Source organism: Ensifer sp. ENS10 (assembly GCF_014852025.1).
GTDB lineage: Bacteria > Pseudomonadota > Alphaproteobacteria > Rhizobiales > Rhizobiaceae > Ensifer.
Genome location: NZ_JACVAS010000001.1, coordinates 223,821 through 247,085 on the forward strand (window position 1 = coordinate 223,821; position 23,265 = coordinate 247,085).

General features: G+C 62.9%; 25 protein-coding genes. 3 read left to right on the forward strand and 22 right to left on the reverse strand.

Annotated elements, in window-relative coordinates:
• The first annotated feature begins 92 nt into the window (after positions 1-92).
• Positions 93-437: a nuclear transport factor 2 family protein gene (locus IB265_RS01175; RefSeq protein ID WP_309140256.1), complete on the forward strand. Its 345-nt coding sequence runs from the start codon at positions 93-95 to the stop codon at positions 435-437.
• Between the two features lie 42 nt (positions 438-479).
• Here the strand turns inward: IB265_RS01175 and IB265_RS01180 are convergent, their stop codons facing one another.
• The 5 genes from IB265_RS01180 to IB265_RS01200 all read right to left on the reverse strand — a co-directional run bounded on the left by IB265_RS01180 (position 480) and on the right by IB265_RS01200 (position 4,450).
• A complete protein-coding gene (locus IB265_RS01180; protein WP_057247908.1) occupies positions 480-1,223 on the reverse strand; it encodes a trans-aconitate 2-methyltransferase in 744 nt (247 codons plus the stop codon).
• A gap of 12 nt (positions 1,224-1,235) precedes the next feature.
• The gene (guaA, locus tag IB265_RS01185) at positions 1,236-2,798 is read right to left on the reverse strand and encodes a glutamine-hydrolyzing GMP synthase (protein WP_058324584.1); all 1,563 of its coding nucleotides are present in this window, start codon (positions 2,796-2,798) and stop codon (positions 1,236-1,238) included.
• A 160-nt stretch (positions 2,799-2,958) separates the two neighbouring features.
• Positions 2,959-3,597, reverse strand: a complete 639-nt coding sequence (locus tag IB265_RS01190) for a 5'-methylthioadenosine/S-adenosylhomocysteine nucleosidase (RefSeq protein ID WP_057247910.1) — start codon at positions 3,595-3,597, stop codon at positions 2,959-2,961.
• Positions 3,594-4,046 (reverse strand): PaaI family thioesterase, encoded by a 453-nt coding sequence (locus IB265_RS01195; protein ID WP_057247911.1) that lies wholly within the window; start codon positions 4,044-4,046, stop codon positions 3,594-3,596. Before IB265_RS01195 ends, IB265_RS01190 begins: the two co-directional genes overlap by 4 nt.
• Positions 4,047-4,081: 35 nt before the next feature.
• Positions 4,082-4,450 (reverse strand): TspO/MBR family protein, encoded by a 369-nt coding sequence (locus IB265_RS01200; protein ID WP_244495501.1) that lies wholly within the window; start codon positions 4,448-4,450, stop codon positions 4,082-4,084.
• A gap of 47 nt (positions 4,451-4,497) precedes the next feature.
• On the opposite strand from IB265_RS01200, the gene IB265_RS01205 reads away from it, so the two are divergent.
• Complete coding sequence (locus IB265_RS01205; RefSeq protein ID WP_057247913.1) at positions 4,498-5,052, forward strand: GNAT family N-acetyltransferase; 555 nt, start codon at positions 4,498-4,500, stop codon at positions 5,050-5,052.
• Positions 5,053-5,066: 14 nt separating this feature from the next.
• On the opposite strand, the gene IB265_RS01210 is transcribed toward IB265_RS01205, so the two are convergent.
• From IB265_RS01210 to IB265_RS01255, 10 genes are all read right to left on the reverse strand, one after another.
• Positions 5,067-6,152, reverse strand: coding sequence for a DUF1513 domain-containing protein (locus IB265_RS01210; RefSeq protein ID WP_057247914.1), 1,086 nt, complete (start codon positions 6,150-6,152; stop codon positions 5,067-5,069).
• Between the two features lie 78 nt (positions 6,153-6,230).
• On the reverse strand, positions 6,231-7,220 hold the full coding sequence (locus tag IB265_RS01215) for a magnesium transporter CorA family protein (protein ID WP_057248240.1): 990 nt from the start codon (positions 7,218-7,220) through the stop codon (positions 6,231-6,233).
• A gap of 344 nt (positions 7,221-7,564) precedes the next feature.
• Positions 7,565-8,680, reverse strand: coding sequence for an imelysin family protein (locus IB265_RS01220; protein ID WP_057247915.1), 1,116 nt, complete (start codon positions 8,678-8,680; stop codon positions 7,565-7,567).
• Entirely contained in the window at positions 8,680-10,209 is a 1,530-nt protein-coding gene (locus tag IB265_RS01225) for a di-heme oxidoredictase family protein (protein ID WP_057247916.1), read from the reverse strand. The genes IB265_RS01220 and IB265_RS01225 overlap by 1 nt, the downstream gene beginning before the upstream one ends.
• A gap of 48 nt (positions 10,210-10,257) precedes the next feature.
• Positions 10,258-11,538, reverse strand: a complete 1,281-nt coding sequence (locus tag IB265_RS01230) for an imelysin family protein (RefSeq protein ID WP_113479341.1) — start codon at positions 11,536-11,538, stop codon at positions 10,258-10,260.
• 190 nt (positions 11,539-11,728) lie between these two features.
• Positions 11,729-13,018: an RsmB/NOP family class I SAM-dependent RNA methyltransferase gene (locus IB265_RS01235; RefSeq protein WP_057247918.1), complete on the reverse strand. Its 1,290-nt coding sequence runs from the start codon at positions 13,016-13,018 to the stop codon at positions 11,729-11,731.
• A gap of 136 nt (positions 13,019-13,154) precedes the next feature.
• Positions 13,155-13,529 (reverse strand): septal ring lytic transglycosylase RlpA family protein, encoded by a 375-nt coding sequence (locus IB265_RS01240; RefSeq protein WP_057247919.1) that lies wholly within the window; start codon positions 13,527-13,529, stop codon positions 13,155-13,157.
• Positions 13,530-13,989: 460 nt separating this feature from the next.
• A complete protein-coding gene (locus tag IB265_RS01245) occupies positions 13,990-14,865 on the reverse strand; it encodes an SDR family oxidoreductase (RefSeq protein ID WP_057247920.1) in 876 nt (291 codons plus the stop codon).
• On the reverse strand, positions 14,853-16,055 hold the full coding sequence (gene queG / locus IB265_RS01250) for a tRNA epoxyqueuosine(34) reductase QueG (protein ID WP_057247921.1): 1,203 nt from the start codon (positions 16,053-16,055) through the stop codon (positions 14,853-14,855). The genes IB265_RS01245 and queG overlap by 13 nt, the downstream gene beginning before the upstream one ends.
• Positions 16,036-16,728 carry a glutathione S-transferase family protein gene (locus IB265_RS01255; protein ID WP_057247922.1) on the reverse strand — a complete coding sequence of 231 codons (693 nt, stop codon included), beginning with the start codon at positions 16,726-16,728 and terminating at the stop codon, positions 16,036-16,038. The genes queG and IB265_RS01255 overlap by 20 nt, the downstream gene beginning before the upstream one ends.
• A gap of 163 nt (positions 16,729-16,891) precedes the next feature.
• Between IB265_RS01255 and IB265_RS01260 the strand changes: the two genes are divergently transcribed.
• Positions 16,892-17,698, forward strand: coding sequence for an undecaprenyl-diphosphate phosphatase (locus tag IB265_RS01260; protein ID WP_057247923.1), 807 nt, complete (start codon positions 16,892-16,894; stop codon positions 17,696-17,698).
• A gap of 238 nt (positions 17,699-17,936) precedes the next feature.
• On the opposite strand, the gene IB265_RS01265 is transcribed toward IB265_RS01260, so the two are convergent.
• The 7 genes from IB265_RS01265 to dnaN form a co-directional block, all read right to left on the reverse strand.
• Entirely contained in the window at positions 17,937-18,098 is a 162-nt protein-coding gene (locus tag IB265_RS01265) for a hypothetical protein (protein WP_093236169.1), read from the reverse strand.
• A gap of 239 nt (positions 18,099-18,337) precedes the next feature.
• On the reverse strand, positions 18,338-19,318 hold the full coding sequence (locus IB265_RS01270; protein WP_057247924.1) for a complex I NDUFA9 subunit family protein: 981 nt from the start codon (positions 19,316-19,318) through the stop codon (positions 18,338-18,340).
• Positions 19,319-19,439: 121 nt separating this feature from the next.
• Positions 19,440-19,727, reverse strand: coding sequence for a DUF1330 domain-containing protein (locus IB265_RS01275; RefSeq protein ID WP_057247925.1), 288 nt, complete (start codon positions 19,725-19,727; stop codon positions 19,440-19,442).
• 105 nt (positions 19,728-19,832) lie between these two features.
• On the reverse strand, positions 19,833-20,537 hold the full coding sequence (gene pyrF, locus IB265_RS01280) for an orotidine-5'-phosphate decarboxylase (protein ID WP_058324595.1): 705 nt from the start codon (positions 20,535-20,537) through the stop codon (positions 19,833-19,835).
• 3 nt (positions 20,538-20,540) lie between these two features.
• The gene (locus IB265_RS01285; protein ID WP_057247927.1) at positions 20,541-21,128 is read right to left on the reverse strand and encodes a histidine phosphatase family protein; all 588 of its coding nucleotides are present in this window, start codon (positions 21,126-21,128) and stop codon (positions 20,541-20,543) included.
• Between the two features lie 4 nt (positions 21,129-21,132).
• Positions 21,133-21,735: a phospholipid N-methyltransferase PmtA gene (gene pmtA / locus IB265_RS01290; RefSeq protein WP_082615696.1), complete on the reverse strand. Its 603-nt coding sequence runs from the start codon at positions 21,733-21,735 to the stop codon at positions 21,133-21,135.
• A 236-nt stretch (positions 21,736-21,971) separates the two neighbouring features.
• Positions 21,972-23,090, reverse strand: coding sequence for a DNA polymerase III subunit beta (gene dnaN, locus IB265_RS01295; RefSeq protein ID WP_057247928.1), 1,119 nt, complete (start codon positions 23,088-23,090; stop codon positions 21,972-21,974).
• Between the last annotated feature and the right edge of the window lie 175 nt (positions 23,091-23,265).

Consider the following 23,265-nt stretch of genomic DNA (forward strand, 5'->3'; position numbering starts at 1 on the left):
GATCCAGACCTGACCCTGTGCCCTGTCCTCACGCTTCCGGCAATCGGCCCGACCCCAACCGGAGAAATGTGATGTCTTTCCCCGTTTCGACCTTGTTGCTTCGCAACCTCCACGACGTGTTCGGTGAGATTGACGCTGAGCGCCGGCGTGCCGCGATCGACGAGATCTTCCATGAAGACGCCGTGTTCTATGACCCCAATGGCGGTATCTTCCGCGGCCGCGACGAGATTGATCGGATCGCGGGCGTGATCAAGGCCACACATCCCGACTTTCAATACCAGCCGATCGCCCCAGCTGAGGAAATAGGCAATGGCGGCCGGGTCCGGTGGGTGTCAGGCAGTCCCGGCAAAACAGCGGCCTATGCCGGGACCGATTTCATCATCGCCCGGGATGGCAAGATCGCCGCCGTCTATCTCTTTTTTGATGCGCTTGCATAGATCAGACGCATCGCGATCGCTTTCCGGGCACCGGGCAAGCGGCTATCTCAGCCGGCCGATCGGAATGATCTCGGGCGCGGAAGTTTCGAACGAACTGCCGTCCCAGCCGCCGAGCCACTGTTCGACGACGAGCCCGGCCTCGTCCATCATCGCGACGAGGTCTTCATGGGAAGGGAAGGCGATTTTCGACTGGGCCGCGTAAGTGCGTCCGTCGGCTGCGATCCGATAGAAAGTTCCGTATTCCACGATACCCGTCGCCGGATCATGCTGCACGTCGTTCCAGGCGAGAACCTGGCCTAGGACCGGATGAACGATGTCCCGTTCGGATTCGGCCGCGGTCCACTCCCGCCATTCTTCGACCAGCGGATTGCGGCTGTCGAAAATGAAGCGCCCGTCGGGAGCCAGATGCGCTGCGATGGTCTTGAGTGCGGCGAGCTGATCCTCCCTGGTCAGGAAGACCTGGAAGGCATGGCCGCTGAGCAGCACCATATCGAAGGTCTCGTCGAGGCGGATGGTCCGCCCGTCGCCCTCGACCCAACGCACCCGGTCGCCGCCGGGTCGTGACCTCGCGACATCGAGCATCGCGGCCGCCGGATCGACGCCGACGACCCGTTTGCCACTCACAGCAAGAGCAGCAGCCAACAGGCCGGTGCCGCACCCCAGATCGAGGATCGAGGTGCGCCCAGCGGCCATGGTCTTCAGATATTCGGAATCAGCGGTCCAGCCGTTCTCGATGTCGTAGAACTCTACAAGGCTTGGATCGCTATAGAGCTTGTCTGACGGCATCGAGATGACTGCTTATTCCCACTCGATCGTGCCCGGCGGCTTCGAGGTGACGTCGTAGACGACACGGTTGATGCCGCGGACCTCGTTGATGATGCGCGTTGCCGCGCGGCCGAGGAATTCCATGTCGTAGTGGTAGAAGTCGGCCGTCATGCCGTCGACCGAGGTGACGGCACGCAGCGCACAGACGAACTCATAGGTGCGGCCGTCGCCCATGACACCGACGGTCTGCACCGGCAGAAGCACGGCAAACGCTTGCCAGATGGCGTCGTAGAGGCCGGCCTTGCGGATCTCGTCGAGATAGATCGCATCAGCCTCGCGCAGGATCTCGAGCTTCTCGCGGCTGATGCCGCCCGGGCAGCGGATGGCAAGGCCCGGGCCCGGGAAGGGGTGGCGGCCGATGAAGCTGTCGGGCAGGCCGAGCTCGCGGCCGAGCACGCGGACTTCGTCCTTGAACAGTTCGCGCAGCGGCTCGACGAGCTGCATATTCATGCGCTCCGGCAGGCCGCCGACATTGTGGTGCGACTTGATCGTCACCGACGGGCCGCCGGTAAACGAGACGCTTTCGATCACATCGGGATAGAGCGTGCCCTGGGCAAGGAAGTCCGCGCCGCCGAGCTTCTTCGCCTCTTCCTCGAACACTTCGATGAACAGGCGGCCGATGATCTTGCGCTTGGTCTCGGGGTCGCTGACGCCTTCGAGTTCGCCGATGAAGCGGTCGGACGCGTCGACGTGCAGGAGGTGCAGGTTGTAATGCTCCTCGAACATCGCAACGACGTTCTTCGCCTCGTCCTTGCGCATCAGGCCGTGGTCGACGAGGATGCAGGTGAGTTGGTCGCCGACAGCCTCATGGATGAGGAGTGCCGCGACCGAGCTGTCGACGCCGCCCGAAAGCGCGCAGATCACCTTCTTGTCACCGACCTGGTTGCGGATCGCCTCGACCGCCTTGGCGCGGTAGGCCGACATCGACCAGTCGCCCTTGATGCCGGCGATCTTGTGCACGAAGTTGGCAATCAGCTTGGCCCCGTCGGGGGTGTGCACCACTTCGGGGTGGAACTGCACGGCGTAATATTTGCGCTTCTCGTCGGCGATGAAGGCGAAGGGCGCGTTGGCCGAGGTCGCGACGACCTCGAAGCCCTCGGGGATCGCGGTGACGCGGTCGCCATGCGACATCCAGACCTGGTGGCGCGAGCCGACGGACCAGAGGCCTTCAAACAGCGGGCAGTCCTTTTCGACTTCCAGGAAGGCGCGGCCGAATTCGCGGTGATGTCCGCTCTCGACCTTGCCGCCAAGCTGGGCGCACATGGTCTGCTGGCCATAGCAGATGCCGAAGACCGGCAGGCCGGAATCGAAGATAACCGAGGCCGCGCGCGGCGAGCCGATGTCGAGCGTCGAGGCGGGGCTGCCGGAGAGAATGACGGCCTTCGGCTTCAGCTGGCGGAAGCCTTCCTCCGCCGACTGGAACGGCACGATTTCGCAATAGACACCGGTTTCGCGCACGCGCCGGGCGATGAGCTGCGTCACCTGGCTGCCGAAATCGACGATGAGGACGGTATCGGGATGGGCTGTCTGGGTCATTGGGGGCCTTCAAACAAGCTTGATCATGGCGAGCCTTTAATGAAAGGCCGTCATCAGCGCAACGATTCAATTGCACCCCGACAATTCCGGGGTTTCAGAGCGGGATGAGGAAAAGTGTGTGCGGTTTTCCGACCGCATCCCGCTCTGACTTACGATCACATTAGAGCCGGATCGCGCCGCTTGAGATCGCATTCTCCAACCGGTCGATCACGGCTGCAAGCTTCTCGTCGATGACGTGCAAATATTCCGTCCAGTCGCTGACGTGCTTGAGCTCGGCCTTGCCGTCGGAAATGCCGCGAAGCGCAATTAGCGGAACCCCGAAGGACTGGCAGGCGCGCAGGACCGCAAAGGTCTCCATCTCCACCATGTCGGCGTCGATCGTCTCGTACGCCGCGCCCGAGACGATGTTGGCGCCGGTCGAAAGCCGGGCCTCCGGCACGCCGGGAATCCTGAGCGGCAGCGGCACCGCGGCCGGCAGGTCGAGAAACGGCGTTGCGCCCTTCTCGAAGCCGAGCGGCGAGGCATCCATGTCGCGATAGCCGACGGAAACGGCCTGGTAGACCTCCGTCTGTTCCAGCCTGGCGGCACCGGCGGACCCGAGCGAAACGACCAGATCGGGCAGGGCTCGCTCCGCGGCGAGCTCCGCGAGCGTTCGCGTCAGCACCACGGCGGCCTCGACCGGGCCGACGCCGGTCATCAGCGGTTTGATCCGCTGCTTGAGGTGCGTCCCGTATTCGGCATCCACGGCCATGACGTAGAGAACCCTGCGTCCGGCAACGGTTTTGACGGCAAAACTCATCCTTCGATCCCCTGGCGTCCGCGTACCACCATCATCGTCCCGGTCATCGAGGCGATCAGCTTCGCCGGCCCATCGGCGCGGATCGCGTAGCCGCGCCCGTCGGAGACGATGATCGTCGAGCCGGGTTTGGTCACTTCACCGCGAAACAGGAAACGCTCGCCGCGCCCCGGCGAAAGCAGGTTGACCTTGAACTCGATCGTCAGGATCGAGGCATCCGGGTCGATCACCGAATAGGCGGCATAGGTGCCGGCCGAATCCAGCGCCGCCGAGATCACGCCCGCATGCAGGAAGCCATGCTGCTGCGTCAGCTTGTCGTCGAACGGCAGTTCGATCTCGACCGTGCCCTGTTCAACGAGCGTCAGTTCGGCGCCGACCGTGCGCATTGCCGCCTGCCGCGCGAAACTCTCACGGATGCGCTTTCGGAAATCGGGGGGATCACGGTCGTCCATCAGTCCACATGGTCTTTTTTTGTCGGGTGGCATCATTATGCCTGCGGGACAGTGGCACGCTCGTGAAGGTCCGACAAGTTCAATTCATGAGCAAAATCGAGCTGTTGAGCGTCGTCGCAAACGCAACCCAGGCGAGATAGGACCAGGAACAGCAGGGCCGAAACGCGATCCCGCCGCCGGCTTGCGACGACGAAACCGGCGACTGCAATCAATAGCGCGATGATCAGGCCCGAGGAGATGTCCTCAATCCCGAAGAACAGCGGCGACCAGAGGAAGTTGAGGAACATCTGCGCCAGCCACAATCGCATGGCGGCGCGAGACCGAGACCAGTGGCGAATAGGACTGCGCACACGATCGTTCTGTTCATGGCCTCGACAGATAAAACAGACTTTCTGGCTTTCCATGGGGGCTGCCGTTTTGAAGCCGTGATCTGCCACCTATATCATGTGCCATGAAGAGCTTCAGACGCATCGACATCCGGCCGGCCGGTCCGGATGACATCATGATGATCGCCTCCGTCATCGTCGAAAGCTGGCGATCGACGTTCCGCGGACTGATTTCCGACGCCTTCCTCGATGGGATGAGCGTCGAAGAGCAGGCGCTGCGCCACGCAAGGCGCATGCGCGTCGCCGATGTCTTTCATCTGGTCGCGGTCGACATGAGCACGAACAAGGTGATCGGTTTTGCCAATTATGGAAAAGCCCGCTCGATGCCGCCGCGTTTCGATCGCGAGCTCTACGCGCTCTATATCCTCAAGGAATTCCAAGGCGCCGGCATCGGCTCGGCACTGGTGCGCAGCGTTGCCGCCCATTGCCGGGAACTGGGCGGCAAGTCCCTGTTTGCCTGGGTGCTTTCCAGCAATCCGAACAGGGCGTTCTATGAGCATCTGGGTGCGGTTGCCGTCGGCCAGGGTCAGGTAAGCCTCGGCGGTGAAAACCACGACCAGATGGCCTATCGCTGGGACGACTTGGCAAAGCTCTCCGGCGCGGGCCGCTTTTCGGCCTGAGGCATGTCTCCGGCCTATGCCAAACGAACGATGTGCTGATCCCAGGCGACCCGGCTTTGGCGCTCCTTGAAGTGGCCGTCATAGGACGAAACGGCAAAACCGTGGTCGGCTGTGGCGACCCCTGCTGCATCGACGACGCGCTCTTCCTTCAAAACAGCGCCGGTGCGGGCATCGAGCGTCACGGCCACGTTGCCCTTCGGTGAGGTCAGGCCGATCAGCCCTTCGTGCCGGTTGACGGCGATCGCGCCGACATAGTTCGCCAGCGCTTCCGTCGTGCGTTCGGGCAGCGACAGGAATTTCAGGTCCTCGCCCTTGGAGAAGGATCCGACCAACGGCGGCAGGTCGTTGCGCGCGCCTTCGTACTGGCAGGCAAACCAGATCTCGCCCTTCGGGCCGATGTCGACGTGGCGCGTCGAAAGACGGCTGAGTTCAGCAGGCAGACCGTGCCTCTGTACGAGCGCGCCGGTTTTCGTGTCCACCAGCGTCAGGCTCGGCTCCATATGGTCGAGATTGAGCTTGGTGCGGCCGAAGTCCGGGTGGGTTTCGATGCCGCCATTGGCGATCGCGAGCAGGCGTCCGTCGGCAGCGAGCGTCATGTCGTGCGGACCGATGCCATAGGTCGGGAATTCGCCGATGCGGGCGAAGTTGTCGGTGCCGTCATAGATGCCGACCATGCCGCGATTGCCGGCAAAGTCGTTCTCGGTAGCATAGAGCAGCTTGCCATCCGCCGAGAAACAGCCGTGACCGTAAAAGTGCCGGCCCTCTGCTGCAGCGATGACCACTGGTTCCGCCGAGCCGTCGGTCGAAAGGATCATCGCATAGGTGCCGGGCCGGCGGGCGAAGGCGACCGCTCGATGGCTGACGGGCGAATAGGCCATGCCATGCGCGCGCGCCGGAAGCGTCGTACGGTCGATGATCTCGCCGGCTTCCGTCAGCGTTGCAACGCCATAGCTTCCATCCGGCGCCATGAAGGCCGAGGCGAAGACGGCATCGGCTCTGCCTAGGGCGAAAGCCCGGTCAAGCGCCAGGCTTGCCACCCAGGCTGCGCCTGCCATTTTCAGGAAACTGCGCCGGTCGATCAGACCCGTGGCGGCTGTCATGCCATCCTCGCTCGTCGTGGAAATCTGCAGCCCTGAACGGAGGTGCCGCTCAGGGCTGCGATATAGCAGGTTGCGGGGTCAGAGCCAGCCCCGGCGCTTGAAGTAGAAATAGGGCACGATCGCCGATATCACCATCAGCATCAGTGCCGCAGGATAGCCGAACTCCCACTGCAGCTCCGGCATCACGCCGAAGTTCATGCCATAGATCGAGGCGACCAGCGTCGGCGGCAGGAAGACGACGGCGGCGACCGAGAAGATCTTGATGATCTGGTTCTGCTCGAGATTGATGAGGCCGAGCGTCGCGTCGAGCAGGAAGTTGATCTTGTTCGACAGGAACAGCGCGTGGTCGCCAAGCGAAGTTGCATCCCGTTGGATCAGCTTGATCCGCTGCCGGCTTTCCTTTCCTGCCTTGCGTGGCCCCATGCCTTCGAGCGCCACGTGATAGGCAACGAGCCGACCGATGCTGACGAGGCTTTCGCGGATGACCGTCAGGAGGTCGCCCTTCTGGCCGATCTGCTCGATCAGCGACTGCAGGTCGCGCGTCTTCTTGGTGGCGCTGGCATTCGTCTTGCGGAACACTTCGCGCGAAATCGCGTCGACCTCGCTGCCGGCGCGCTCCAGCGCGTCCGCCGTGCGATCGATGATCGCTTCCAGCAGGCCGAGCATCACCAGTTCGCCGGTCTCGCAGATCTGGCCGTTGGCCTTCTGGATGCGGTTGGAAAAGGTCTGAAACGGCTTGGGGTCGGCATGGCGTACCGTGACCAGCGTCGCGCCCTTGAGGATGAAGGTCACCGGCACCTTGACCGGATAGTCGCTGTCGAGCTTGGCGGTGGCCGTCATCGTCATGAACTCGGCGCCGTCCTCCTGGTAGAGGCGGTCGGAAAGCTCGATTTCCTGCATCTCGTCACGGGTCGGGATCTCGATGCCGAGCTGGCCCTCGACGAGGCGCGTTTCCTCAACGGACGGATTGAAGAGGTCGAACCAGATGGCGGGCGTCGGCGATGCGATGCCGTCAAGCATGTCGACGAGCACGAGGTGGCTGTTCTGGCTTTTGTAGATGCGCAGCATATAGGGCTCCATAGGGCGAGTCATCCGACCGCCACGGAGCCCTGATCAAATCAGGACCGGACGGCCGTGAGCGTGAAGGCTCGACTTCGACTGTCGGGGTTCATTGTGAGTTGGTCCTTGTGGTGAAACGTGCCCGCGAGAGCGGACACGGGAAGCGCTTTGCGCCTAAAAGCCTTGATTGTCAACACTCTGAGTTTGAGCGGGATGCGGGCGGAAACCGCGCACACTTTTCCTCATCCCGCTCTGGAGCGCGTGCGTTCAATTGAACGCACTAAGGACGCTCCAGCACTTTGATGCGAGAGCATCTTTTCCGCTCCAGTGCCTACACCTGCGAGCGGGATGCTCTAGTCACCGTCGGCGAAGGAGAAGCCGGCGCCAAGCCCGATCGCGCCTCCGAAATCCTTGTTCAGACGGTTGAGGAGGTCGTTGGTGTTGAGCGACAGGAAGGCGAGCTTGGCGCGCTTGTCGTCGTCAGTGAGCGCGGCATCGATCGGCCCGTCGATGTTGCCGGCCATGCCGATCACCGACTTGAAGACGAAGTCGGCCGAACCCGCCACGGAGCGGCTGTCTTCCGGCAGCAGGCTTTGCATGTCAGCGACATCGAACAGCGTCTTGAGCCCGCGCACGTTGCCGGCGATCGAGGCCATGGTGTTGCCGGAGCGCCAGTAGATCGCAAGTTTCGGATGCCCCTTGTCGTCCTTGCCTTCGTAGAACGGCTTCAGCCGCTGGTCCTTCACCGTCTCGACGCCATGGACGAGAATGCCGAGCAGTTCGGTCGTCGCCTCGCGATTGTCGCGGAATTCGGGATTGTCGGGGCCTGGGTGTTTCCAAGCGGCCTGGATTCCCTCCGGCTTCTGCCAGGCGGCCAAAAATTCGTTGGCGATCGTGTCGAGGTTCCCAGTGATCGCCAGGCCATAGCGGCAGCGGAAGTCACCCTCCTTGCCCGAAAGCGCCTCGGCGCCGGTGCCATAGAGAACATATTCGAGTGCGCCCAGCCCTTGCGCCGCGACGCTCTTGCCCTTGAGCTTGGCTTCGTCCGTTGCGCTTTCGTCCGCCTTCGAAAGGATCGCCTGCACCTGCTTGAGCCCGGTGCTCTTGCGATCGGGGTAGAAGAGGAAGCGTTCGAAGCGGTTCTGTTCGAGAGCCGGACCAAGCCTCACGACCTCGATCGCCGACCAGGCGGCGACCAGGTCGGAGAACGCACTCTGCGCGTTCTTGAGTGCCGGCTGCGACGGCGCCTCGCAGAGCTTCGCCGTCGCTTGCCTTGCAGCGGCGGTCTTTTCCGACAGGTTGCGGTAGCCGGGAATGATGAAGTCGTCGACGGCCTTGGCCATGACGGCGGGCACGGCGGCCTCGTTGACGACGCGCGGCGAGAGCGCGCTCCCCTCCTGAGCTATTGCGGGCAATGCGGTCGTCAGCGCCAGGGAGAACGCGAGGGTGAGCGTATGCGTAGAGGGCATCAGAGTGACTCCAGGAAGGCAAGGAGATCGCGGCGATCGCTTGCGGCAAGGGCGGCGAAAGCATCGCGGGCCTTCTGCCCTTCGCCGCCATGCCAGAGGATCGCTTCGGTGAAATTGCGGGCGCGTCCGTCGTGCAGCAGGAAAGTGTGCCCACTGACGGTCTTCGTCAAGCCGATGCCCCAAAGCGGCGGGGTGCGCCATTCTCGGCCGGTGGCGACGCCCACTTCCTGGCCGTCCGCGAGACCTTCGCCCATGTCGTGCAGCAGGAAATCGGAATAGGGCCAGATGAGCTGGAAGGACTGCGCCTTGTTTGCGGCATCCCGGCGGGTGACGAATTTCGGCGTGTGGCAGCTCGTGCAGCCGAGGTCGTAGAAGACCTTCTTGCCACGAAGTGTTTCGGCAAAGCTCGCCTTGCGACGCGCCGGAACGGCAAGGTTCTCCGAATAGAAGGTCACGAGGTTAAGCACCGGATCGGGCGCTTCGGTCGGACCAAGCCGTTCCTGCACACCGGTCGCCATGGTGAGGCATTTCGCTTGGGCGGCTGTGCAGTCGCCATGCGGCCGGTCGGCGTCGGGGGAGGAGATGCCGATATCGGTGGCAAAGGCATCGGCGCTCTGCTGCCGCACGGTGGCATTCTGCGCCTTCCAGCCGAAACGTCCGATGGTCAGCCTGCCGGACTTCGCGTCACGTCTGAGCGCCGGGCGGCCGCTGATCCCGTCGCCGTCGGCGTCGTCAGGATCGGCAAGCGCGAGGATGTCCGCCTCTTGGATCGCCTCGATGAGGCCGAGCCCGATCATCGGCTGGGCCACGCGCGGTGAGAGCGTCGTTGCCGGATCGAGCGGTCCGTAGGCAAGGTCGGTCACCGAGTAGCGCGGCCGGCGCAGTGAAACGGTCTCGCCGTCGGGGAAGGTGAAGGGTTGCTCGGTGTAACTGACCTTCAGATGGCCTTCGGCAGCAAGGCCCGGCACGGCGCTATCCTGAAGCTGGGCGCCATAGACCGGATCGGGGAAATTCACGGCCTGATGCGCCTCGATCGACCGGCGCTCTTTGTCGTCGCGCGGCGGGCGCGCCAGACGGAAGAACATCGAAGTCGTATCGGTGGAGCCCTCCGGCGGGCGTCCGCGTCCGTCCTTCAGGTGGCAGCTCTGGCAGGCGCGGGCGTTGTAGAGCGGGCCGAGCCCGTCGGATGCCTGGGTCGAGGAGGGCGAGGAGACCCAGAGCTTGCGAAACAGCGCGTTGCCGAGCTTGAAGCCTTCCTCTTCCTGGAAGCTGAGATTGGCCGAAAACTGCGAGAAGCTGTCGGCATTGACGGGCGCGATCGAGGTCGCAGCACCGCCGGACATGGCCTCGAAGCTTTCCGCCTTGGAAAAATCCGCAGTCGGTCGCGTCACCGTTGCGACGCGATCGCGGTCGGTGTTGCTCAGGTCGATACGTTTGGTCGGAAGATCGTCGCCCGCGGCGGCGGGCAAGGCGAGAAAGAGCGCCTGCGCAAAAAGAAGCGCGAAAAGGCGAGGAGCGCCAAGTTTCATCGGTAGAGGATCGGGCCGCACCGGTTTCGGGCGGCCCGCCTTTTCAGCTTATTGGAAGACGGCGTTAGGATTGTCCAGGCTGTCGGAACCTTCAAGCTCGATCGTGCCGAGATCCAGCGACGCAATGACGCGCTGAACGGTCTTTGCCTGGGCGATCAGGCCGTCGATCGCTGCCTGCACCGTGGCGTTGCCCTCGGCATTGCCTTCGCCGATCATCTGGTCGTAGGCCTCGGTGGTCTCCGCGCGCTTGGCCATCGCCTGCATCTTCTCGACTGTAGTCGAAAGGTTGCCGGTCATTTCCTTGTCGAGCGCTGCGTCCTTGGCGGCAACGAGTTCCGAAAGCGACGGGCCGGTCATCTTGGTGCCGTCGACGCGGATGTACTCGCCCGTATAGGCCGACTGGATGCCGATCGCGTCGTGCAGATGCGAGTTGTGCGTGTTGTCGGAGAAGCAATCATGCTCTTCTTCCGGATCGTGCAGCAGCAGGCCGAGCTTCATGCGCTCGCCGGCAAGTTCGCCATAGGAGAGTGAACCCATGCCGGTGAGGATGGCGACGAGACCAGCCTTCGGATCGGCCTCGACGGCCTTGGTTGCGGCACCGTCCGGTGTCCAGTTGGCGACCATTTCCTTGAGGTCGGAAACCAGGAGCTCGGTCGCGGCCTTCAGATAGGCGGCGCGGCGGTCGCAATTGCCACCGGTGCAGGCCTTGGTGTCGTAGTCGGTATAGGGGCGGTTTCCGGCGCCAGCCTTGGTGCCGTTCAGGTCCTGGCCCCAGAGCAGGAATTCGATCGCGTGGTAGCCGGTGGCGACGTTCGCCTCGATGCCGCCGGCTTCCTGCAGCGTGCCCGCCAGGAATTCCGGCGTGATGTTGCTGGCATCGACGTCCTTGCCGTCGATCTTGATCGTCTTGTTGGCGATGACGTTGGCGGTGAACAGCGCGTTCTCGTCGCTTTCGCTGCCGTAGCTCGGGTCGACATAGTCGATCAGGCCTTCGTCCAGCGGCCAGGCGTTGACCTTGCCTTCCCACTCGTCGACGATCGCGTTGCCGAAGCGGTAGACTTCGGTTTCCTGGTAGGGGTTGCGGGCCTTCCGCCAGGCGTCGCGCGCGGCCTTCAGCGTTTCTTCGCTCGGCGTCGCGATCAGCGCGTCGACCGCCTTGTCGAGTGCCTCGGCCGTCGTCAGCGCATCTTCGAACTTGGCATGGGCGACGGCGGTGTAGTGCTTCACCACGGCGGCGGCATCGGTTGCGGCGTGGGCCGGCTGCAGGGCCAGCGCCGACGTTGCCGTCATGAACGCCAGCGCGGCGCCGCGGATGAATTTCTTGGTCATGACCCTCTCCTGTTGCTTCCTTCGGCGCAGCCGATCGAGCCCGCAAACGCGGCATCGTTCAGGCGTCGGGCCATGAGAAAAGGCCCCGGCCGGGCCTGCCTCTCATGAACCAAAAGCAAACTTGTGTCAAAGTGTATAGTTTAGAACGTTTTCAATCTGATGCCGGGTCCTCGGCGGCATGCGAAGGGCATCAGCCCTTGCGTTGCATCAGGCAGAAGAAGAAGCCGTCCGTGCCGGTCGAGGCGGGCGTCAGCGTCACCGTCTTCATGTCGGCCGACCAGGGTTGCGGCTTGTCGGTTCCAAAGAGCGTCGCCCAGATGTCGGCTGCCGACAGGATCTCGAATTCCGGGTTGTCTTCGCAGAAGCCGTAGACCTGGGCCTCGTTTTCCTCAGGCAGTACCGAGCAGGTGACATAGATGAGGTGGCCGCCCGGGCGGACGAACTGGGCAGCGCTCGCCAGCGCTTCCTCCTGCTGGGAGATGCGCTCTTCAAGATTCTTCTGGTTGAGGCGCCATTTCGTGTCGGGCCGGCGGCGCCAGGTGCCGGTGCCGGTGCAGGGCGCATCGACCAGCACCCGGTCGAAGCGGCCGGCGAGCGGCGCGAGGCTGTCGGTGGATTCATGCACCTGGACATTGCGGGTGCCGGCGCGCTTCAGCCGTTCGATGATCGGCGCGAGGCGTTTGCGGTCGGTGTCGTAGGCGTGCACCTGGCCCTTGTTGTTCATCGCCGCCGACATGGCGAGCGTCTTGCCGCCACCGCCGGCGCAATAGTCGAGCACCTGTTCGCCTTCCTGCGGAAAGGCGAGATCGGCAACGATCTGCGAGCCTTCGTCCTGGACTTCGAACCAGCCCTTCTGAAAGGAAAGCTCCGCCGTCACGTTCGGCAGGCGCGAGGCGCCTTCGCCGGCCGGAATGCGAATGCCGTTGCGGGCGATCGTCGCCGGTTCGGCGCCGCTGCGCTCCAGCGCCTTCAGCACCTTGGCGCGCGAGGCCTTCAGCGTATTGGCACGCAGGTCGAGCGTCGGCCGGCCGGCGAGGGCCTTCGCTTCATCGAGCCAATCGTCGGAGAAGTTTTCCTCGAAGGAGGCCTGGACCCATTCGGGAATGTCGCCCTGGATGTGGGCTGCGGCGTCTTCGAGGCGGCGCGTGGCGAAGGCTTGCGCCATCTCGGCTGACGGCATCTCAGGCGCAAATTTGTCGCCGTCGAGTTCGGCAGCGAGCGCTTCCGGGGTGAAGCCCCATTGCCGGTACATCACGGCATGGCCGAGCGCCGACGCGCTGTCGCTGTCCATCAGGAAGGCGTGCGAGAGTTTCATGCGAAGGGCGTCGTAGACGATGTTGCCGATCGCCGAGCGATCGCCGGATCCGGCGAAGCGATGGGAGAGGCCCCAATCCTTGAGCGCGTCGGCGACCGGGCGCTTCCGCTTTTCGATATCCTCAAGAACCTCAATGGCTCCAGCGAGCCTGCCGCCCAAACGCATCTTCGATCAACTCCTTTTTCGCCGTGGTAACGGCGATGGCATCGAAGAGCAAGACGGCGGAGAAGATTAACCGCCGAGAATGGTCTTTCTCAAGTAAACCCACCCGACGATCGGTCGGATGGCAGTATTTCAAAAATCAGGAATTGATGACGCGATAACAGATGCTGGCGTGGCCGGAGCGGATCATGCCGATCTGCGAGGCTGCAGCCTTGGAAAGGTCGATCACGCGGCCACGAATGAATGGCCCACGGTCGTTGATCCGAACGATCACGCTCTTGCCGTTGCGCTTGTTGGTGACCTGAACCTTGGTTCCGAACTTCAGGCTGCGGTGGGCGGCGGTCAGGCGGGCGGCATTCATGCGCTCGCCGGAGGCGGTCTTGGAGCTCAGCGCGTACCAGGACGCGCCGCCGCAGCCGGCGCCGGCTGCATGGCTATCGGAAACGGAAACGAGACCGATAGCGGTCGTGAACAGCGCTGCAGCGGCAGCAGCCTTGATCTTCGCTGGCGTCAACTGGCGATCCCCTCGGTCAAATGGTTGAATAAAAATCTTCTGGGAACCGCTAATTGGGGCGAAAAATGGCGAAAACGTGCTTCAACCATTTACGATCTATTAGGATTTATTAAAAAATGACGAAAATTCAAAAACGAAGATTGTTTGAAATAGTTTAAATGGAGCCAGGAAGTTCTTTGGAATCAGCGGTTGAACGCTCACAGCCTTCCGCACGCAGGCGCAACTCAGTGGTAAACGAAAAATTTCATTAAAAATTTCGAATTGGACGAAATTTCCGGAATCCGGATGGTCGAAAACTCGTTACTAGCGCACAGGTTGTATTCAATTCGTCAAGTATCGAATGAATATCCAGAGAAAGTCACAATTCTGGCGGCGCTGCCGCCGCCATTACTGATGGACTGACTATCGGCTTTCTATAAGCATTTCGGGTTATGTTATTGATTGAGCGCCGAGTTGCGTTTCAGGCGTTGCGCCATGTGCCGGATTGCCAGAGCTGCGCAAGCGAAACGCGATAATCCGGATACGCGAACTCGAAACCGGTGGCGCGCATGCGGGCGTTCGATACCCGCTTGTTCTCGCCATAGAAGGAGCGGGCCATCGGTGACAGCTCCGCCTGCTCGAAGGGAATTTCCGGCGGCGGTTCGACGCCCATCAGCCGCGCGGCCTCAAGCACCACGTCCTGTGGTGGCGCCGGCTCGTTGTCGGTGATGTTGAAGACGCCGCTCGTGCCGTTGTTGGCGAGGAACAGGGTGGCCGCGCCGATATCTTCGACCCGGATGCGGTTGAACACCTGCCCAGGCTTGATCAGGCGCCGGGCCGTGCCGTTTGCGAGATTGCAGAAGGCGTTGCGTCCGGGGCCGTAGATGCCGGCAAGCCTCAACACGGCAACCGGAATGCTCTGCTTCGCGCCGAAGGCGATCCAGGCATCCTCCGCCTCCACCCGCTCGACCGAGCGGGCCGAGACCGGTTTGCGCAGCATGTCCTCGGTGACCCATTCGCCGCCGTGGTCGCCATAGACGCCGACGGTCGAGAGATAACCGATCCACTTGAGGTTCGGCGCCAGTTGCGCGAGATCCGGGCTGGAAGGGCGAAACATTGGATCGCCGTCGCGGCCGGGCGCGATCGACTGGATCAGGTGCGTCGCCTGGCCAAGCGCAGCAGCGAGTTCGCCGGAGACCGTTTCGCCGTCGAAGAGGATCGGGCGGATGCCGGCCTTTTCAAGCTTCGTTGCCTTCTCCTCGGTGCGGGTGGTGCCGACAACGCTTGTCGCCGTCGGGGCCATGGTCCGCGCGATTGCCATACCGGAGTAACCGGCGCCAAGGATCAGGACTTGCATCGGCTCACTCCCGCCATTTGCCATTCGTTGAGGACGTCTTCGTCGGTCTCTGGCTCGCATTGTTCGGCAAATTCCGCAAGCGCCGCCGGCGCGACCAATCGTGACAGCGCCCAGACCGCCATCGCCCGCACCACGGGCGAGGTATCGCCGATGCGCGCCCTGACCGCAGGCACGAGCGCCTGGTCGCCGGAGTTTCCGGCGGCGATCAGCACGTTGCGCACGAAACGGTCGCGGCCGATGCGCTTGACCGGCGAGCCCGAGAACAGGCTGCGGAAGGCCGGGTCGTCGAGGCCGAGCAAAGCTTCCAGCGATGGCGCCTTCAGGTCCTCGCGCGCCTTCAGCTTCATTTCGGAGGCTGCCTGCGCGAACTTGTTCCAGGGGCAGGCGGCGAGACAGTCGTCGCAGCCATAGATGCGGTTGCCCATCAACGGGCGCAGCTCCGGGTCGATTGGACCCTTGTGCTCGATGGTCAGGTAGGAAATGCAGCGCCGCGCGTCGATCTGATAGGGCGCAGGAAAAGCGCCGGTCGGGCAGGCATCGAGGCAGGCGCGGCAGGAGCCGCAATGGTCGCGCTCCGGCTCGTCGATGACGAGGTCCGCCGTGGTGAACAAGCTGCCGAGAAACAGCCAGGAGCCGAATTCGCGACTGACGAGATTGGTGTGCTTGCCCTGCCAGCCGAGGCCGGCCTTCTCCGAGAGTGGTTTCTCCATCACCGGGGCGGTGTCGACAAAGACCTTGACGTCCTCGCCGGCGCGCGCGGCGAAGCGGGTCGCGACTTCCTTGAGCTTGCCCTTGATGATGTCATGATAGTCGCGGTTCTGGGCATAGACCGAGATCGCGCCGCGATCGGTCTTTTCGAGAATCCCGCGCGGATCGTCTTCCGGCCCGTAATTCATCGCGAACATCACCACCGAGCGCACGTCGCTCCAGAGCGTGCGCGGATCGGAGCGTCGCTCGGCAGTCTCGGCCAGCCAGTCCATCGTGCCGTGGAAGCCGTCGTCGAGGAAGTCCTGGAGCCGAGCCGGCGCCTCGGGAATGGCGTCAGGGCGGGTGATGCGACAGAGATCGAAGCCCTTGTCTGCCGCCTCGGCTTTCAGGAATTCGGTCAGCTTCAGCCGCCGTCGATCCCCATTGTCAGCCTTGGCAGCGATGCCGGGCACGGATTCATCCTCAGAAGTCGAGGTCCGCATAGTGCGGAACCGGAGTCACGCCGCGCACACGCTCGGCAAGCAGCGGGCGGAAGGAGGGGCGGGACTTCAGCCGCTGGTACCACTCCTTGGCGGTCGGGGCATCCGACCAGTCGATCTCGCCGAGATAGTCGAGCACGGACACCGTCGCGGCCGCGGCGAGATCCGCATAGGAGATGCGGTCGCCGGCAAGCCAGGTGCGCGAACCGGCGAGCCAGGAGAGATACTTCATATGCTGGCGGATATTGGCGCGCGAGGTGCGCAGGACCTTGCTGTCGGGCGCGCCGCCGCCCTGGTCCGGTGTCATTTGCAGCTTGAAGATCCGCTCGCGCACCAGCGGCCGCGTCACGTCCGCTTCCATCTTGTGCAGGAACCACTCGACCAGGCGGCGGATTTCCGCCCGCTGGAACGGGTCCTCGGCCAGAAGCCGGCGATCCCGCTTCATGATTCCGTTCGTTTCGTCGAGATATTCCGAGATGATCGTGGCGCCACAGAGCGCTCTCATACTGTCGTCAACATAGACCGGTAGCGTCCCGGCCGGGTTCAAGGCCAGGAAGTCGCGCCGGTTCTCCCAGGGCTGTTCCTCGGACAATTCCGTCTGATAGCCATATTCCGAGAGGATAAGGCGAACGAACCGTGAAGCGGAGGACATGGGGTGATGATACAGTGTCGGCATCGATGATCTGGCTTCTCAGAGTCTTTTTTGCTGGGGGCGTCAGCGTGGCGGCGCAAGCGTCTGGCCACGGCTCCTGTGATAGAGCTATAGAAATTTGTGGTGGCAAACACAAGCGAATCAGCCTTTTCCTCCCACTCCAAAACTTGTCAGGAAAATCTCATATATGGCGGATCAATCGATCATCAGCGCGCTTGTCCTCGGACTCATCGAGGGCTTGACGGAGTTTATCCCTGTTTCGTCGACGGCGCACGTCCTCCTTGCCGGCCACTTCCTCGGCTTCAGGTCGCCGGGCAACACCTTCGCCGTCCTCATCCAGCTCGGCGCCATTCTGGCCATCCTGCTCGTCTATTTCCAGAAGCTTCTGTCGATCGCGCTGGCGCTGCCGACGAGCATCAAGGCGCGCCGCTTCGTCCTGTCCGTTTTGATCGCCTTCCTGCCGGCGGCCGTCATCGGCGCAATCGCCCATGATTTCATCAAGACGGTGCTGTTCGAAACGCCGATGCTCATCTGTGTCGTGCTGATCGTCGGCGGCTTCATCCTCTACGCGATCGACCACCTGCCGCTGAAGCCGCGCTACACTGACGTCATGGACTATCCGCCGTCGCTGGCGCTGAAGATCGGCCTGTTCCAGTGCCTGGCGATGATCCCCGGCACCTCGCGTTCCGGCGCGACGATCGCCGGCGCCCTGCTGATGGGGACCGACAAGCGCTCGGCCGCGGAGTTCTCGTTCTTCCTGGCGATGCCGACCATGCTCGGCGCCTTCACGCTGGACCTCTATAAGAACCGCGACGCGCTCTCCTTCGACGATTTCACCCTGATCGCCGTCGGCTTCATCGCGGCGTTCGTCGCCGGCATCTTCGTCGTGCGTTCGTTGCTCGATTTCGTCTCGCGGCGCGGTTTCACGCCCTTCGCCATCTGGCGCATCGTCGTCGGCACGGCCGGCCTGATCGGCCTCTGGTTGCTCGGCTGATCTCGGGATCAACGATCTCAAATGAAAAAGGCGCGTTCTGGACGCGCCTTTTTCTTTGACCTCAGTCTTCTTCGAACTCGGATAAGGCCTCAAAAACAAAGCCGCGTGCGTCTCAAGGTGAAACGCACGCGGCCACTGGCCCCCGCCAATAACTCTAACTATGCCCTTCCAAAGCAATTCCAGGAAAAGCGCGAAGCCGCTTTCCGTCCGGAAACGCCTGATCTAAAGGGCGCCGGCCTTAGTTGCCGGAAAGATCGATCGATGCCGTCGTGCACGGATCGACGCCATAGGCCGGCGCGCAACCCTTGCCGCTGCTCGCGACCGTGTTCGGCGCGATGAATGAGCCAGCCAGAATGATCAGTGCCGCAGACGCAAAAAAGATTGCGATCGACTTGCCCATGGACGCTATGCCTTTCGAGATTGCTGCTGCCGCCCGCCGTCATGCCTTGCGATCGGGGCGCGAGGCGGTGTTTAGTCGCTGGATATGACATGATCAATATCAGGACATGTTGAATTTGCGGTAAATGCCATTCGCTTTCTTAACTGCGGCAGAACTGCAACGCTGTTGCCTGGATACCACAGCAAACGGCCGCCCGTGGGTACCGGCGGCCGTTCAAAATAAGATGGGCTTTGCGGCGATCAGGCGCCGCGGCCGCTGCGCGTGTACTGGCCCTGCGGGCGATAGCGCACCAGATAGGTCGGCAGGATCGACTCCAACATGGTCGGATCGATGCCAATGCCGGCGAACGTACGTCCCTCGGAAACCGCCTTTGCCGAGACGACATTGTCGGATTTCAGCAACACCACCTGGTCGGGGGTGAGCGGCGGCGTGATGAAGGGGACCATCGACGCGATGCTGCCGATGAAGGATGCGACGCCGAAGGGCAGCGAGACGAGCGTGCGCTTGCGGTCGATCGTGTTCAGCATGATCTCGAGACAGTCGCGGAAGCTTAAGACATCCGGGCCGCCGAGTTCGTAGATCTTGCCCTTGGTGATCTTGCCGTCGACGGCGCGCGCCACGGCCTCGGCGACATCGGTCACGTAGACGGGCTGGAACTTGGTGTGGCCGCCGCCGATCAGCGGCAGGACCGGCGAGAAGCGGGCCATGTTGGCGAACTTGTTGAAGAAGCCGTCCTCGGGACCGAAGACGATCGACGGACGCAGGATGATCGCGTCAGGCTTCGTTTCCAGGATCGCCGCCTCGGCGCGGCCCTTGCTGCGGGCGTATTGCGACGGCGAGGAAGCGTCCGCGCCGATCGCCGAAATGTGCGTCAGCGTGGCGCCGACGCTACGTGCCGCTTCTGCCACCGCGCGCGCGCCGAAATCCTGGACGGCGTCAAACGTGTTGCGGCCTTTTTCAAACAGCACGCCGACGCAGTTGATGACGTGGTCGGAGCCTTCGACGGCGCGATCGACGGATTTCCGGTACCGCAAGTTCGCCTGGACAAAGGAGATCTGGCCGACATTGCCGAGCGGCTGCAGGTGGCCGGCAAGGTCGGGCCGGCGAACGGCAACGCGAATGCGGTAGCCGCGCTTGGCGAGTGCGCGCACGACATGACGGCCGACGAACCCGGATCCGCCGAAAATCGTCACCAGCGGCGGAAGGTTGGACAAGGTCATGGGAAACGCACTCCTGATCGCAGAGGAAAGAATTGATTGCTACATAGCCCAACAGCCGCGAGAGGTGAAGGCCAATCCACGCGGCTTGTCGGGTCTGTCGGAAGATGGGGATGCCGGGTCGTCAGACGCCTTCGACGACGACCATCTCCGCGTCGGCGACTTCCTGGCGGATCGCGGCGGCAATCTGGTATTCGGGCGAGTTGTAACAGTCGACCGCTGCCTGCAGCGACGGAAATTCGATGACGACGTTGCGCGCGCGCACGCCGCCCTCAAGGCGATGATGTTCGCCGCCGCGCGCGAGAAAATTCGCGCCGTATTTCTCGAAGGCCGGCTTTGCTGCCGTCACATAATCCTTGTAGCGCTCGGGGTCGCGGACATCGACCCGTGCGATCCAGTATCCCTTGGCCATAGTGAGCTCCTCGTCTTGCACCGCTGAAGGCTGACGCGAGACTTACTTCCGGCAAATTTTGATTGAGGTCAAGCGGATCGCGATGGGTTCCTGGCGCCGCCCGCATCAGCGGGCAAGCGCGCCGTTCATTTCCGCGAGAATGGCGCGGGCGGCCGCAAGCGGCTCCGCGGCTGCGACGATTGGGCGCGCGACGACGAGGTGGCTGGATCCGGCCTTCAAGGCTTCGGCCGGCGTCATCACCCGCTTCTGGTCGCCCTTGTCGGCGCCGGCAGGGCGGATACCCGGCGTCACCAGCGCCATGTTCGGTCCGATGATCTTGCGGACCGCTGCGGATTCTTCCGCCGAGCAGACGATGCCGCCCATGCCGGCGGCGCGCGCCTGTTCGGCCCGGCGCAGCACCAGCGTGTGCGGGTCGTATTCGTAGCCGGCATCGATCACGTCCTGCTCGTCCATCGAGGTGAGCACGGTGACGCCGAGGAGGCAGAGATCGGAACCTCTAGCGGCTTCGACGGCCGCCTTCATCGCCTTCGGATAGGCGTGCAGGGTCAACATCGACATGCCCATCTTGACGATGTTCTCGACACCCTTGGCAACCGTGTTGTCGATATCGAGCAGCTTCATGTCGAGGAAGACGTTCTTGCCGCTGGCGGCAAGGTCGCGCGCGAATTCGAGCCCGCCGGCAAAGACCAGCTGATAGCCGATCTTGTAGAAGGAGACGTCGTTCCCGAGCGTCGACACGATCCTCTCGGCATCGGCGATCGTCGGAAGGTCGAGGCCTACGATCAATCTGTCGCGCGCGGTTTCGGTCATCGTCTAGATCCCCTGCCAGTTTTCCATCGGGGTCCAGTCGCATGCGACGGCGCGATCCGCAAGGCGGAAAGCGAAGACGTTGCCGCCGCCACCGCCCTTCTGGTCGGAACTGCGGGCAATCGGCGCGCCGAGCAGCCGGCACTTCAAAAGGGTGCCGACGCCGCCATGGCCGACGAAGGCGATTGGGATCTTGGTGTCGTGCCCTTCGAGGACACGGAACACTGCGTCCGAGATCCGCGTCTGGGCGTCGATCGCGCGCTCCCAGCCCTTAAAACTTTCCGCCGGATGGGCGAAGAACCAGTCGGCCGCCTTCTCGAATTCCGGCGGCGGTAGGAAGCCGGTGGCGGAGCGATCGTTCTCGCCCATGTCATGGTGAATTTCGACCGTCAGGCCGGCGGCATCGGCAAGCAGCTGGGCCGTTTCGATCGCCTTGGTTTCGTCGCTCGAGACGATCCTCCCGAGCGAGCGCACCCACGGCAACGCCGCCGTCAGGGCCGCACGATCGCGGCCAACAGCGGAAAGTCCCCATTGCGGGACGGGCACGTCCGGATCGATCCAGACCTGCGGATGGGTGACGTAGACGCCGAACATCCCGTCAGTGCGCCCGACGATAGACCCAAAGCTGTGCCGGCGGGATGTTGCGCACGACGAAGTCGAGATGCTGGATGCTGTAGCGGTCCGGCATGGCGACGACGGGCGAGAGCGGCCCATAGGAAATCTGCACGACCGGCCGGCCGGCCGGAATGCGCGAGAGCAGGTCGTCGATCAGCTCGACGCGCCGATGCATCGGGAAGTTCAAGAGCGGCACTGCCGAGACGACACTGTCGAAGGTCTGTCCCTTCAGCTCGCCGAGCGTATGTTCCAGATCGAAAGCATCGCCATTGACGAAATTGACGCCGGCGAAGTTGGCCCTGAGCTGGTTATAGAAGTCGGTCGAATATTCGACCGAGACAAGGCTCGATGCGGGCAGGCCGCGTTCCAGAATTGCCTTCGTGATGACACCCGTGCCCGGGCCCAGCTCAAGAACCGGCAGGCCCGAAGCGGGATTGATGACGCTCGCCATTCGGCGCGCGGTTATGGAAGAGGTCGGCAGGATTGCGCCGACAGCCTTGGCATTGCTCATCCATCCCTTGAAAAAGCGAATTTCCTCATCGAACTTCCGTCCGAGCCGTTCCTTCACCTTCACGCGCAAATTCATTGAACCCCTCAAAACCGTCGTCCTCTCCTCATACGGGCCGCCCGCTGTAATCCCGGCTCGCTGATTCGAGCCGGTCCGGGCGGCGGCAATCATAATGTGTCCCCATCTGCGGCAAAAACAAGTCTGTCTGCGCCTGAAAGCGTCGGCTTATCAACAGCCGCCGGATGGATCGATCAACAAAAAACCCGTCACGAGCGGGCGTGACGGGTTGGCATTTCGCGCCGCGTCAGGCCCGGTTACACGCGCATCGGCATGAGCACGTAAAGTGCATCCTCGGCAGCAAGATCGCGAACGAGCGTCGGCGAGCCCGGATCGGCCAGCATGAAAATCGCATCGGTGCCGGTCAGCTGCGAGGTGATGTCGAGCAGATACTTGGCGTTGAAGCCGATTTCGAGCGGGTCGTGGTCGTAGCCGACGGGCAGTTCTTCCGTGGCGCTACCCGAATCCGGATTGTTGACCGTCAGCGTCATCTGGCCTTCGTTCAGCGCCAGCTTGACGGCGCGGCCGCGCTCCGACGAGATCGTCGAAACGCGGTCGACGGCCTGGGCGAAGGACTGGCAATCGACGCGCAGTTCCTTGTCGTTGTTGGCCGGGATCACGCGCTGGTAATCCGGGAAGGTGCCGTCGATCAGCTTCGAGGTCATGACGATCGAACCCATCGTCAGTCGGATCTTGGCGTCCGAGACTTCGACGGTGACGACGAGGTCCGGGTTGTCGAGCAGCTTCTGCAGTTCGCTGACGGTCTTGCGCGGGATGATGATGCCCGGCATGCCTTCGGAGCCGGACGGGGCTTCAACGTCAGCGCGGGCGAGGCGGTGACCGTCCGTGGCGACGGCGCGCAGCTTCAGTTCGCCCTTGCTCTCGACGGTGTGCACGAAAATGCCGTTGAGATAGTAGCGGGTTTCCTCGGTTGAGATCGCAAACTGGGTGCGATCGATCAACATCTTGAGGTCGGTCGCCTTGAGGCGGAAGGAGTGCGAGAAGCTGCCGGCGGTGAGATCCGGGAAGTCGGACTGCGGCAGGCACTGCAGCGAGAATTTCGAACGGCCCGAGGCAACGGTCATCGCCGTGCCCTCGGCATTGGTGGCGAGCAGCACTTCCGAACCGTCAGGCAGCTTGCGCACGATGTCGTAGAGCAGATGCGCCGGCACCGTGGTCGCGCCCGACTGTTCCACCTGCGCCGGTGTCGCCTCGGTGATTTCGAGGTCGAGGTCGGTCGCCTTCATTTCGAGGCTCGCACCGTCGGAACGCAAGAGCACGTTCGAGAGGATCGGGATCGTGTTTCGCCGCTCGACCACGCGGTGCACGTGGTTCAGCGATTTCAGGAGGTTGGACCGCTCGAGAGTAATGCGCATGGGATGCCGCTTTCAACCATTGCCCGGCAGACGAGGCGTCCGCCTGAGCGTCAACTGCGAGTGTCCCGGCCGACCGACCGGAAATATGTGGACCGGCAAAATGGCAGAAACAGCGCCCGGAACGCAAGGGGTTTAAGGGCTTCTGTCCCCAGATGCAGCGCGCTGGACCATTGCC